This window comes from Pantoea sp. ME81 (assembly GCF_903970985.1).
In the GTDB taxonomy this organism is placed as follows: Bacteria; Pseudomonadota; Gammaproteobacteria; order Enterobacterales; family Enterobacteriaceae; genus Pantoea; species Pantoea communis.
Window position 1 is genome coordinate 19,448 of the sequence record NZ_CAJCKS010000017.1, and the last position, 12,647, is coordinate 32,094.

14 protein-coding genes are annotated in these 12,647 nt (G+C 54.6%); 7 read left to right on the plus strand and 7 right to left on the minus strand.

Annotated elements, in window-relative coordinates:
* The first annotated feature begins 6 nt into the window (after window positions 1-6).
* The 6 genes from mrdB (at window position 7) to lipA (ending at window position 5,849) form a co-directional block, all read left to right on the plus strand.
* On the plus strand, window positions 7-1,119 hold the full coding sequence (gene mrdB, locus H7A81_RS05120) for a peptidoglycan glycosyltransferase MrdB (protein WP_160868002.1): 1,113 nt from the start codon (window positions 7-9) through the stop codon (window positions 1,117-1,119).
* Window positions 1,120-1,129: 10 nt separating this feature from the next.
* Window positions 1,130-2,230, plus strand: a complete 1,101-nt coding sequence (gene rlpA, locus H7A81_RS05125) for an endolytic peptidoglycan transglycosylase RlpA (protein ID WP_182056922.1) — start codon at window positions 1,130-1,132, stop codon at window positions 2,228-2,230.
* Window positions 2,231-2,352: 122 nt separating this feature from the next.
* Window positions 2,353-3,564 carry a D-alanyl-D-alanine carboxypeptidase DacA gene (gene dacA / locus H7A81_RS05130; protein WP_034829047.1) on the plus strand — a complete coding sequence of 404 codons (1,212 nt, stop codon included), beginning with the start codon at window positions 2,353-2,355 and terminating at the stop codon, window positions 3,562-3,564.
* 159 nt (window positions 3,565-3,723) lie between these two features.
* The gene (ybeD, locus tag H7A81_RS05135) at window positions 3,724-3,987 is read left to right on the plus strand and encodes a DUF493 family protein YbeD (RefSeq protein WP_034829045.1); all 264 of its coding nucleotides are present in this window, start codon (window positions 3,724-3,726) and stop codon (window positions 3,985-3,987) included.
* 69 nt (window positions 3,988-4,056) lie between these two features.
* Window positions 4,057-4,707 (plus strand): lipoyl(octanoyl) transferase LipB, encoded by a 651-nt coding sequence (gene lipB / locus H7A81_RS05140; protein ID WP_160867877.1) that lies wholly within the window; start codon window positions 4,057-4,059, stop codon window positions 4,705-4,707.
* Between the two features lie 176 nt (window positions 4,708-4,883).
* Window positions 4,884-5,849, plus strand: a complete 966-nt coding sequence (lipA, locus tag H7A81_RS05145; protein ID WP_034829042.1) for a lipoyl synthase — start codon at window positions 4,884-4,886, stop codon at window positions 5,847-5,849.
* 133 nt (window positions 5,850-5,982) lie between these two features.
* Here lipA and tatE read toward each other — a convergent pair whose 3' ends face one another.
* The 6 genes from tatE to H7A81_RS05175 all read right to left on the minus strand — a co-directional run bounded on the left by tatE (window position 5,983) and on the right by H7A81_RS05175 (window position 10,672).
* Window positions 5,983-6,186, minus strand: a complete 204-nt coding sequence (gene tatE, locus H7A81_RS05150) for a twin-arginine translocase subunit TatE (RefSeq protein ID WP_034829040.1) — start codon at window positions 6,184-6,186, stop codon at window positions 5,983-5,985.
* A 106-nt stretch (window positions 6,187-6,292) separates the two neighbouring features.
* Window positions 6,293-7,063, minus strand: a complete 771-nt coding sequence (locus tag H7A81_RS05155) for an amino acid ABC transporter ATP-binding protein (protein WP_182056923.1) — start codon at window positions 7,061-7,063, stop codon at window positions 6,293-6,295.
* Window positions 7,060-8,010, minus strand: a complete 951-nt coding sequence (locus tag H7A81_RS05160; protein ID WP_182056924.1) for an amino acid ABC transporter permease — start codon at window positions 8,008-8,010, stop codon at window positions 7,060-7,062. Before H7A81_RS05160 ends, H7A81_RS05155 begins: the two co-directional genes overlap by 4 nt.
* Window positions 8,007-8,894 (minus strand): ABC transporter substrate-binding protein, encoded by an 888-nt coding sequence (locus tag H7A81_RS05165; RefSeq protein WP_182056925.1) that lies wholly within the window; start codon window positions 8,892-8,894, stop codon window positions 8,007-8,009. Before H7A81_RS05165 ends, H7A81_RS05160 begins: the two co-directional genes overlap by 4 nt.
* Window positions 8,895-8,915: 21 nt before the next feature.
* The gene (locus H7A81_RS05170) at window positions 8,916-9,710 is read right to left on the minus strand and encodes a deaminated glutathione amidase (RefSeq protein WP_034829032.1); all 795 of its coding nucleotides are present in this window, start codon (window positions 9,708-9,710) and stop codon (window positions 8,916-8,918) included.
* A 2-nt stretch (window positions 9,711-9,712) separates the two neighbouring features.
* On the minus strand, window positions 9,713-10,672 hold the full coding sequence (locus H7A81_RS05175; RefSeq protein WP_182056926.1) for an ABC transporter substrate-binding protein: 960 nt from the start codon (window positions 10,670-10,672) through the stop codon (window positions 9,713-9,715).
* A gap of 135 nt (window positions 10,673-10,807) precedes the next feature.
* Between H7A81_RS05175 and H7A81_RS05180 the strand changes: the two genes are divergently transcribed.
* The gene (locus tag H7A81_RS05180) at window positions 10,808-12,163 is read left to right on the plus strand and encodes a PLP-dependent aminotransferase family protein (protein ID WP_182056927.1); all 1,356 of its coding nucleotides are present in this window, start codon (window positions 10,808-10,810) and stop codon (window positions 12,161-12,163) included.
* On the opposite strand, the gene H7A81_RS05185 is transcribed toward H7A81_RS05180, so the two are convergent.
* Window positions 12,141-12,572, minus strand: a complete 432-nt coding sequence (locus H7A81_RS05185; protein WP_034829026.1) for a GNAT family N-acetyltransferase — start codon at window positions 12,570-12,572, stop codon at window positions 12,141-12,143. The genes H7A81_RS05180 and H7A81_RS05185 overlap by 23 nt on opposite strands.
* Window positions 12,573-12,647: the final 75 nt, after the last annotated feature.

Genomic DNA, 12,647 nt, shown 5'->3' on the forward strand with positions numbered 1-12,647 from the left:
ATGTCCATGAACGATAGTCCGCAGAAAAGATCGATCTGGACGCGTATCCATATCGATCCCCTGTTTATGCTGATCATCCTTGCGCTACTGGCTTACAGCGCCATCGTCATCTGGAGCGCCAGCGGTCAGGATCCCGGCATGATGGAGCGTAAGCTCGGTCAGATTGCCATGGGTATCATTATCATGCTGGTGATGGCGCAGGTGCCGCCGCGCGTGTATGAAAGCTGGGCGCCCTATCTCTACATTGTCTGCGTGATATTACTGGTGGCGGTGGATGCCTTTGGCCATATCAGTAAAGGGGCGCAGCGCTGGCTGGATCTCGGCTTTGTGCGTTTCCAGCCCTCCGAGATAGCCAAAATAGCGGTGCCACTGATGGTGGCACGCTTTATTAACCGCGATGTCTGCCCACCAACGCTGAAAAATACCGGCATTGCGCTGGTGTTGATCTTCATGCCGACGCTGTTAGTGGCGGCACAGCCTGACCTCGGCACCTCGATTCTGATCGCCGCGTCCGGCCTGTTTGTGCTGTTCCTGTCGGGGATGAGCTGGAAGCTGATTGCCGTGGCGGTGCTGCTGGTGGCGGCCTTTATTCCGGTACTGTGGTTCTTCCTGATGCATGACTATCAGCGCGACCGTGTGATGATGCTGCTCGATCCTGAGAGTGACCCGCTCGGTGCCGGTTATCACATTATTCAGTCCAAGATTGCGATTGGATCCGGTGGTTTACGTGGCAAAGGCTGGCTGCATGGCACCCAGTCACAGCTGGAGTTTTTGCCTGAACGTCACACCGACTTTATCTTTGCGGTACTGGCAGAAGAACTCGGCCTGGTCGGCGTATTAGTGCTATTGGTACTGTATCTGCTGCTGATTTTGCGCGGCCTGATTATTGCGGCGCGCGCGCAAACCACCTTTGGTCGCGTGATGGCCGGTGGTTTGATGTTGATTTTATTCGTCTATGTTTTCGTTAACATTGGTATGGTAAGTGGTATCTTACCCGTGGTCGGTGTTCCGCTGCCGCTGGTGAGCTACGGCGGGTCGGCGTTGATTGTATTAATGGCCGGATTTGGCATCGTGATGTCGATCCATACTCATCGAAAAATGTTATCTAAAAGCGTTTAAGAGGCTGCACATGCGTAAGGATTGGCTTGGGGTTGCACTGGCATCATTGGTACTGGCTGCCTGTTCCGCACCGGAACAGCAGAATAATACTGCGCCACCGCAGCCGGCCTATAATGGCCCGGTGGTGGAAATCCCAGGCGTTGAACCGCGCTATGAACCGATCAATCCTTCTACCAGCCAGGATTACAGCGTTAATGGTAAAAATTATCGCGTAATCAAGGATCCTTCGAACTTCAGCGAAGTTGGGTTAGCCACCTGGTACGGTGCAGAAGCACAAGGTAATCGCACAGCGATCGGCGAAGCTTACGATCCAGACGCCTTAACTGCGGCACACCCTACTCTGCCACTGCCAAGCTATGTGCGCGTCACTAACCTCGCCAATGGTCGCCAGATCGTGGTGCGTGTTAATGACCGTGGCCCGTATACCCCCGGCCGCATCATTGACTTGTCTCGCGCGGCAGGCGACCGTTTGAATATCTCGAATAATTCCCGTGTTCGCGTGGATTACATCAAAGTCGCACCGGATGGTTCTGTTTCCGGCCCCGGCACCATTGGCACCACAGTGGCGAAGCAGAGCTACGCCCTGCCCGCGCGCCCGGATCTTAACGGCGGCATGGTGATGATGGGTGGCAGCGCCAATACCACGCCTGCACCTGCGCCACAGGATGTTCGCGCAGTCGATAACAGCACCCTGCAGAGTAACGGTGGACTCGGTGCCCCGGTGCAGAGCAGCGGTTTCCTCGGTGCGCCTCAGCCTTTAGCAAACGGTGTACTGGAAGGCAGTGAACCGGCCGCCACGCCTGTGCAGGCAACATCCGCTGCGCCTGTCGCGGCACCGGTTTCTGCTCCAGCCAGCGCTGCACCTCATAGTACGCATGCCGCTGGTGGTTATGTCGTTCAGGTCGGTGCGGTCAATGATGCGGCGCGCGCCCGTCAACTGGCGACCAGCCTGGGTAAACGTTTTGGCGTGCCTGGAAACGTGGAAGCCAATGGCAACGTTTATCGTATTCAACTCGGTGGTTACAGTAGCCGGGCGGAAGCCGCTGCGTTGCAACAGCGTCTGACCACTGAAGCACAGATGAGCTCATTTATTACAACTGCCCGTCCGTAATGTCACGGGCAGTTACCTTTACTGCTGAAACTGATTTGCAAAGCAAGATGTCGCTCGATCGGGCGTTTGCTATAGTAAGGCACTTTTTTCACTCTTAGCCCACGGATGTTGTAGTCCTTAACATGAATACGCTGAAACCCTCTCGTTTTCTGAAACGCCTGACAGTGGGATCACTGGTCGCCCTTTCTCTCAGCCATGCCGCCTTTGCGGACGATGTTAACCTTAAGACGATGATCCCGGGCGTCCCGGAAATCGATGCTGAAGCTTATGTGCTGATCGATGCCAACTCAGGTAAAGTCCTGGCCGAAAAGAACGCGGATGCTCGCCGCGATCCCGCCAGTCTGACCAAAATGATGACCAGCTATGTGATTGGTCAGGCGGTCAAAGCAGGCAAAATCCATAACGATGATATCGTCACCGTCGGTAAAGACGCATGGGCCACCGGTAATCCGGTGTTCAAAGGCTCGTCACTGATGTTCCTGAAGCCAGGCGATCGCGTACCGGTTTCTCAACTGACGCGCGGTATCGTGTTGCAGTCAGGGAATGATGCCTGTGTAGCGATGGCCGATTACGTTGCCGGCAGCCAGGATGCGTTTGTTAGCCTGATGAATAATTACGTTGGCGCGTTGGGTCTGAAAAACACCCACTTCCAGACCGTGCACGGCCTGGATGCTGAAGGCCAGTACAGCTCGGCGCGTGATATGGCGCTGATCGGCCAGGCATTGATTCGTGATGTGCCGGACGAATACTCGGTCTACCGTGAAAAAGAGTTCACCTTCAACAATATCAAACAGATGAACCGCAATGGTTTACTGTGGGATACCAGCCTGAACGTTGACGGCATCAAAACCGGTCACACTGATGCGGCAGGTTACAACCTGGTGGCATCTGCCACTGAAGGCCAGATGCGTCTGATCTCTGCCGTCATGGGCGGTCACACTTATAAAGGTCGCGAAACCGAAAGTAAAAAGCTGCTGACCTGGGGCTTCCGTTTCTTTGAGACCGTCGCACCTCTGAAAGCAGGCAAAGAGTTCGCCTCTGAGCCGGTTTGGTTTGGTAACAGCGATCGTGTCCAGTTAGGCGTTGAAAAAGATGCCTACCTGACCATTCCACGCGGCCGTATGAAAGACCTGAAAGCCAGCTATGTACTGACCAATACCGAACTGCATGCACCGCTGCAGAAAAACCAGGTGGTGGGCAGCATCAACTTCCAGCTGGATGGCAAAACCATTGAACAGCGTCCGCTGGTGGTCCTGAACGAAGTGCAGGAAGGCGGCTTCTTCAGCCGTATCATTGATTACATCAAACTGATGTTCCATCACTGGTTTGGCTAAGACGCTTGAAAAAGCGTCTGTCTGATACCATATAATTAGAAACCCCCGTTTCAAACGTATAGGGGAGGCTGGAAAGCCTCCCTTATCGATTTTTATGCATCACCTGTTGTAGGGGCGGCCTTCGGGCTTCTCTTCTCAATTTTAAGCACCGGAGCCAACATGAAAACCAAACTGAATGAACTGCTCGAATTCCCTACCCCCTTCACCTATAAAGTAATGGGTCTGGCGCAACCGGAGCTGGTTGATCAAGTGGTTGAAGTGGTGCAGCGCCACGCCCCCGGCGACTATACCCCGGCAGTGAAACCGAGCAGCAAAGGTAACTACCATTCGGTTTCTATCACCATCACCGCAACGCATATCGAACAGGTAGAAACCCTGTACGAAGAACTGGGTAACATTGATATCGTGCGCATGGTCCTGTAATACCCGCGCTGGCAAAGGCGGCTTTGCCAGCGTTATACTCAGCCCTTCACTCTCTACCGGATCTCCGCTTTGTCAGCTAACACGCTTCTTGTTCGTCAACTGGGCCAGCGCGACTGGCAACCTGTCTCCGATGCGATGCATCAGTTTACCGATCAACGTGACAGCAGCACTGCCGATGAAATCTGGCTGGTGGAACATCATCCGGTGTTTACCCAGGGCCAGGCAGGCAAAGCCGAACATCTGCTGATGCCGGGCGATATTCCGGTAGTGCAGAGCGATCGTGGCGGCCAGGTGACGTATCACGGGCCTGGGCAACAGGTGATGTACGTGTTGATTGATATTAAACGTCACAAAATCGGTGTCAGAGAGCTGGTCACCGCGCTGGAAGAAACCGTGATCGCCACCCTGGCGGATTATGGTATCGCTGCGCGCGCACGTGCCGACGCACCCGGCGTTTATATCGGCGATGACAAAGTGTGCTCATTAGGCCTTCGCATTCGCAAAGGGTGCTCCTTCCACGGCCTGGCATTAAATGTGGCGATGGATCTGGCACCTTTCCTGCGCATCAATCCCTGCGGTTATGCCGGCATGCGCATGACGCAGTTAAGTGAAAAGCAGCCGGGCGTCACAACCGCCGACGTACAACCCCGTTTGGTACAACATTTCGCCCGCTTAACGGGTTTCACCCAGCTTGAATGGCAAAATGAGGCCAGGGTCTGACCTTGACTGTCTGTGCTCATTTACAAAATTGTAACTTTAGCGCTCGCATATCGGCTGCTTATGCGCAGACGAAATGATATAATTTTTGCCATATTTTCAAATAAAGTTGAAAGCCTGGTTCTCAGTTTGAGTGAGGAAGCTTTCAAATCGCAATCCCGACCGGAACCTGCAGATTTATGAGTAAACCAATTCAGATGGAACGTGGCGTCAAGTATCGCGATGCCGACAAAATGGCGCTGATTCCGGTGAAAACCGTGATGGTCGAGCGTGAAGAGATTCTGCGTAAGCCGGAGTGGATGAAGATCAAACTGCCTGCGGATTCCAGCCGCATTCAGGGTATCAAAGCCGCCATGCGCAAAAATGGTCTGCACTCGGTGTGTGAAGAGGCCTCCTGCCCTAACCTCGCTGAATGTTTTAACCACGGCACCGCCACCTTTATGATCCTCGGTGCGATTTGTACGCGTCGTTGCCCATTCTGCGACGTCGCCCACGGCCGTCCAAATATGCCTGACGCCAACGAACCGCTGAAACTGGCACAAACTATTGCCGATATGGCGCTGCGTTACGTGGTGATCACCTCGGTTGACCGCGACGATCTTCGCGACGGCGGGGCTCAGCACTTTGCGGATTGCATCACTGCCATTCGCGAAAAAAGCCCTAACATCAAAATTGAAACGCTGGTGCCTGACTTCCGTGGTCGTATGGATCGTGCGCTGGAAATCCTCACCGCCACGCCGCCAGATGTGTTCAACCACAACATGGAAAACGTGCCACGCGTTTACCGTCAGGTACGCCCTGGCGCCAACTACGACTGGTCGCTGAAGCTGCTGGAGCGTTTCAAAGAAGCGCATCCTGATGTGCCAACCAAGTCTGGCCTGATGGTCGGATTGGGTGAAACCAATGCGGAAATCGTGGAAGTGATGCGTGACCTGCGTCGTCATGGTGTCACCATGCTCACACTCGGCCAGTATTTACAGCCAAGCCGCCATCACCTGCCGGTTCAGCGCTATGTGAGCCCGGCAGAGTTTGATGAGATGAAAGAGGAAGCCATGGCGATGGGCTTCACCCACGCGGCCTGTGGCCCATTCGTCCGTTCTTCTTATCATGCGGATATGCAGGCCAAAGGGCTGGAAGTGAAATAATCGGTTCTGCGGGTGTGACGCCCGCAGCCAGGCTTTTTTCACCCGTGCCAAAAAAACAAAAACCAGACTGGAAGCAGTCTGGTTTTTTTATCAACGTCATAAACATTTACACTTATTGACGTTTGAAGTCGGATTACTCTTTGTGGCTCACGCGTTCAGCCGGCGCTTCTTCAGCGGTGCTTTTGGTTGCGGTGGATTCATCGTCTTTCATGGCTTTCTTGAAGCCTTTAATGGCGGAACCCAGATCACCACCCAGTGAACGTAACTTGTTGGTACCAAACAGCAGTACAATAAGTGCACCGATGATCAGCAGTTTGGCAATGCTGAAACCTTCCATACTTTACCTTTCAACCTTAGCGAAAACAGACATAACTATTAACGCGCAGTTTATCAGCTGTCACAACTGGAATCTGTAACAGATTACGATCAACACCCGCGCAACATTAAATAAAGCGGCTCAAAAAGGCCTGCGTACGCGGGTGCTGTGGATTACCGATCACCTGCTCCGGTGTTCCCTGCTCCACCACCACGCCGCCATCCATAAACACCACCCGGTCCGCCGCCTCACGTGCAAAGCCAATCTCATGTGTCACCACGATCATGGTCAGACCACGATCGGCCAGCGTGCGCATCGTCGCCAGCACCTCTCCCACGAGTTCGGGGTCCAGCGCGGAAGTCGGCTCATCAAATAGCATCAACGCCGGTTTGATGGCTAACGCGCGAGCAATCGCCACACGCTGCTGCTGCCCACCGGAAAGATGACGTGGCCAGGCATCCGCTTTGTCACTCAATCCCACCGTCGTCAGCAGTTCGCGCGCATGCTGCAATGCTTCCTGGCGGGGAAACTTATGCACACCAATGGGCGCTTCAATAATGTTCTGCAGCACGGTCATGTGTGGATAGAGGTTGAATTGCTGAAACACCATGCCGATCTTCTGACGCTGGTGAGCAATCCGCCGTGCCGACAGGCGATGCAGAATCCCGCGCTTCAATTCGTAGCCAATCTGCTCTTCACCCACCATGATGGAGCCGGCGTTCATATCTTCCAGATGGTTAATACAGCGCAGGAAGGTCGATTTGCCCGATCCCGATGGCCCGAGAATCACCACCACTTCGCCTGGATACACATCCAGATCGATCCCTTTCAATACCTCGTTATCGCCATAACTCTTCTGGACATTGCGCGCAGAGACCAGCGGCTGAATCTCACTCATACATCCTCCTTCAGCTGATGTGTCGCTGCGACAGCCGTGTCTGTCCGGCGTTTATTCACCACGGTACGTTTGGTGCCGCGTGCGTAGTAGCGTTCAATTGCTGACTGCCCAATATTCAGGATCGATGTGATCAGCAGATACCAAATCACGGCCACCATCAGCATCGGGATAATTTCAAAGGTGCGGTTATACACGGCCTGCACCGAGTAAAGCAGATCGCCCATGGCTATTACGCTCACCAGCGAGGTCGCTTTGATCATACTGATTAGCTGATTGCCGGTGGGAGGAATAATGGATCGCATCGCCTGCGGAATGATAATGCGGCGTAATGCACGGCTGCGGCTCATGCCAAACGCCTGAGTGGTTTCCACCTGTCCCTGATCCACAGACAACAGCCCGGCGCGAATGATCTCGGCCATATACGCCGCTTCATTCAGTGCCAGTCCGGCAAACGCAGCGGTCAGCGGCGTAATCAGATCGTTGGTATTCCAACTGGCGAAGGTAATATCCGTCCAGGGTACGGTAATCGAAATGTTCGGAAACAGCGTCGACAGGTTGTACCAAAAGATCAGCTGTACCAGCAATGGCGTACCCCGGAAAAACCAGATGTAAAGCGACGAGATGCCGCTCAGCAGTTTATTTTCCGAAAGACGCCATACCGCCAGCCCCAGCCCCAGCAGCGTACCGAGGATCATCGAGACCACCGTCAGCCCGAGCGTCACCTGCAGCCCTTTCATCACCGAACCTTCGGTGAACCACTGCAACACCACTTTCCATTCAAAATTGGGATTGGTCGCCACCAGCCAGAGAAAGTTGGCCGCGACCACCAGTACCACAATCCATGAGATCCAGCGTCCATAGGTGGGCGCACTGCGGGCGAAAGCGACATCGCGCTGCTGCACGTTGGCCTTATCCCTGGCTCGCGTATTGTGGGTGACCGGATTCATTTTGCTGTCCCCTGCGCCAGATTACGACCCGGCTGCTGCAAGATATTGCCGTCGAGTTTCCACTTCTTCATGATCGCCGCGTAGGTGCCGTTGGCGAACAACTCTTTATAGGCGTCGAGTACTACGTTGCCCAGTTCGGAACCTTTTGGTACTACCGTGCCCTGGAAAATATCGCCAAAGCCGTTTTTCTGTCCTTTACCTGAAAGCTCCAGCTGGCCATTGGCTTGCTCGATAAAGTAGGTCAGCGGCGCCTGAGAAGAGAAGAATGCATCAGAACGCTTAGAGCGCACCGCCAGAATCGATGAAGGCTGATCGGTAAAGGATTGCACCACCACCGCAGGTTTGCCCGCGGCAACGCAAGCGTCCGACTGCTTACGAATCACCTGCTCAGCTGAACCGGCTGCCATCACAGCAATACGCTTGCCGCAGGTGTCTTCCAGACCGTTAATTTTCGCTGGGTTGCCCTTCTGCACGCCGAACACCACGAACTCCTGCACAAAATCGATGAAGTCGACTTTCTGCTGACGATCGGGATAGTCGCCAATCGGCCCAATCGCCATCTGATAACGGCCCGAGTTAATGCCAGCTAAAACACCCGACAAACCGCTGACCGTGGCATGTTCAATTTTCACACCCAGCAATTGAGCCAAAGCATTCGTCAGGTCGGCTGAGGCGCCGTCCATCGAATGTGGACCGTTCACGATCTCATAAGGAGGAAACGATCCGTTGTTTACCGAAATCATTTTTCCAGCGCTTTTAATCTCTGCTGGCAAGCGGTCATGCAGCGCCTGATCGACTTTCTGCGTTGGGATAGCTTCCGCTGCCTGCACTGCGCTGACTGTCAGCCCCAGCGCCAACGTTATTGCTGTTGTAAGTTTATTCATGAGCCAGTTCCCCAAAATCTATCAAAGTGGTTTCAGTTCAGGACGAGCAAAACGGCGGTTTTCCAGCACCGGCAGTACGCTACGTGCGTAGGCAATACGTTGTGGATCGAGGTCGGCGAACACCAGTGCCGCCGACTCTGGCGCTTTGGCAATCGCGACGCCGAGAGGATCGATGACCAGACTGTTGCCGATGTTACGCGGGCCACATTCGCCCACGGCCACCATGTAACAGGTGTTTTCCAGTGCTCTTGCCGTACACAGCAATTCCCAATGCATCTCTTTCAGCGGGCCTTTGACCCACGCGGCAGGCAATACCAGCACATCCGCACCGTCCAGCACCAGACGGCGCGCCAGCTCAGGGAAACGTACGTCGTAGCAGGTCATCAAGCCCACCTTCATCCCCGCCACTTCCACCAGCGGTGGGATTTCGTTGCCTGGATTCACGCGCTGTGACTCCTGCATCGCAAACGCATCATAAAGATGCAGCTTTTCGTAGGCGGCGATGAGTTCACCGTTGCGAATGGCAATCAGCACGTTGAGCGCTTTGTTACCCTCTGTCGGCACGTGCACGCTCATCATGGTGGTTAAATCGTTGCCCTTACTGACCGCCAGCAACTGTGTGATAAAAGGACCATCCAGCGGCTGCGCGGCTTTCAGTACCAGATCAGGGTCGGCAATATCACGTGCCAGCACGCCTTCAGGCAGGACCAGTAAATCCGCGCCCCCGGCCAGCGCATTGTTCATCAAACCGATGCAGATATCGGTGTTTTCCTGCCATTCGCGGCTGACAGCAAACTGCCCCATTGCAACTTTCATCATCACTCCCCTTGCGCTGCAGCCGGGAAAATCGCTTCCGGCGTCAGTAATGTTTTGGTTAAGCCTTGCTGGAACAGCTCGTTGGCAAAATCGGCGATCATCTTTCTGTTAGCGGAGAATCCGTTTTGATTCCAGTCCGCCGGTAATTCCTGCGCGGTACGTCGCAAATCATCCAGCAGCCACGGTGTGGTGTCGGCGTATTTCTCGCGTTTCTGCATCCACATCTGGTACGAACGATCGATGATTTCGCTTAACGCCTGCGGCAGCCAGGGATGCATTTCCGCCAGTGCCGGTTTCATCGCCAGCAGATGGATACCCGGCACGTAACCGACACGGTTGAAGTAGTCACGTTCTGCGGTCACAAAGTCGTTTTGCAATTGACGCAGGCCAGAATTTTTCAGGAAGAAACCTTCTGGCATAAACGGCGTGAACACCGCATCCAGCTCACCGGCCTTCAGCAGTTCGATCAGTGGGCGCTCACCTGGTGCAGGTTCGATGCGGCCCGGACGGCCGAAGCCTGCGAGGCGATCAACAATCGGATGCTCTTCGGTCAGACGGCCGGCAAACCAGTACGCATCATCGATCTCTACGCCAGCTTCACGCAGCACGGTGCGCGTCCAGGTATTGCCAGAATCCTGCCAGCCGGTCACACCGATTTTCTTGCCTTTCAACTGAGCGGGCGTGGTAATCGGGCTGTCAGCGGTGGTGATGATGCAGCGCTGGCGGAAGCCGCGCATCAGGAAGTGCGGCAGGCCGAGCAGTGCGTTATCCCCTCTGGCGCATGCCTGAGCATAGCGGCTGAATGACACTTCACCCGCGTCGTATTTGTCGCTGGTCGCGAGGTTATCAACCAGCGTGCCCACGCGGTCAATCTCCAGCGTGAAGCCTTCTGGTTTGATGTCGCCGAGTGCCAGCGGGGTGAAATAATCCCAGTCACGCACCGCCAGTCTGATGGTTACCATAATTGTGCTTTCCCCGTTTTCAGCCAGAGCTCTGGCGCTGTTTATTTATTCAGCAAATAGTGCTTGAATTTGAGTCTAAAACGCGAATACTAATCTGAACAATCAATTCTTTGTTACTGAACAAATGATTTTCTTATGACGCAAACGGTAGATGTCGAGTGGCTTAGCCATCAAATAGACGATGCTTCGGTAAAGGGAATAACGCTTACCGCCTCATCCTTAATTCGGGACGGCCAAATTGCTGTTGGCATGCAAATGCCCGCGGTGCGCGAACTGGCAGAGCGGCTGGGCGTCAGTCCGGCAACCGTTTCTGCTGCCTGGGCGCAACTGAAGAAGCAGAAAGTGCTGGCGGGTAAAGGACGCAGTGGCGTGTGGGTGTGTGGCAACAGCGTGCTGCCACGCCCCATCCGCTTTGAGAAGATTGGTAACTACGGCGAGAACATCCGGGCGGCGCTGGCGATGGCGTCACCCGATCCGGCGTTGCTACCCGATCTTAAACGGGCGATCCTCGCGGGGATTGCCTCACCTGAGTTAAACAGCTATCAGCGCGAAGCGATCTCTCCGCAATTGCAAGCGGCCATCAGTCCACGCTGGCCCTATCCGGCGGAAGCCTGGTTAGCCACTGATGGCGGTTTTGATGCCATGAACCTGATTGTGCAGACGCTGTTGTCGCCGGGCGATCGGGTGGTGATTGAAAATCCCACGGCCACCCGTTTGCTGGATATGCTGGAAAATATCGGCGCAGAAATTTTGCCGCTGCCCTGTGATGATCAGGGGCCGATACCCACGGCGCTGGCCGCACATCTGCAAAAATCACCGGCGATGTTTATCTATCAGCCGCGCACGCATTCGGCCACCGGCTACAGCGTGACTCAGCGTCGCAGCGCCGAGTTAGCAAGGGTGCTGGCGAACAGTACCACGATGATTGTCGAGGATGATGGCATTGGCGATCTGTCGTGCTGGCCGGCCTGGAGCCTCGGTTTTCACTTCCCGGAGCGGGTCATTCACGTTCATTCTTTTTCCAAAGCCTATGGTCCCGATCTGCGCCTGGCGGCGTTATCCGCGACGGCAGACATGGTGAAACGCTTACAGTCGTGGCGTAACTTCGGCGTCAGCTGGACCAGCCGTATCTTGCAGGATGCGGTGGCATGGATGCTCACCGATGAGGCCACACAGCAGAGCATTCAACAGGCGAAGACCGTATACGCGCAGCGTCGCCAGCAGTTACTGGCGGCACTGGCAAAACGCGGAGTGGTACTGGAAGAGCGAGATGGGTTGAGCGTACAGATCCCGGTGGAATCAGAGCAGTACGCCATGATCACCCTGGCAGCACGCGGCATCGCTGTACTGCCGGGAGAACGCTGTTGCCTCAACGGCGAGCCCTTTATTCGCGTCAGTGCTTCACTGCTCCCGTTCGATCAGCTTGAAAGCATTGCTGACGCGCTGGTCATCGCCACCGGGCGTGAACTTAAAGCGAGCCCAGATCTTTGATGTGATAACGCGGAGATTCTACATAGCCTTCACGCGAGTAGAACTGGTTGGCTTTAAGGCGGGAAGCGTGACAATGCACTTCCATGCGATCGCAGCCCCGTTCACGCGCTAGCTGTTCGGCATGGCTGAGCAGCTGTTGGCCACTGCCTTTACTGCGCTCGCCTTCCGCAATGCAAAAATAGCTGATGCGGGCGAAATCACCGGGCAGCGCCAGTTGGGGGATAAAGTGCAAAGAGAGAAACCCCAGAACCTGATTACCGTGTTCTGCCACCAATAAAATTTCGTCGGGATGGCTGCATAACTGCGCCAGACGTGTATCAATAAACTTTTCTGTGCCGCTGTAACCCAGTTCGGTTAACAGCGCACTCAGGGCAAAACTGTCTTTTGCCAGTGCCTGACGTATATTCATCCTGCCTCCTCATGAGTCCTTGCATGCAGTTATATAGCGTTGTTGCGTAAAAAGCTGCAAGTAAGGATTGTTATG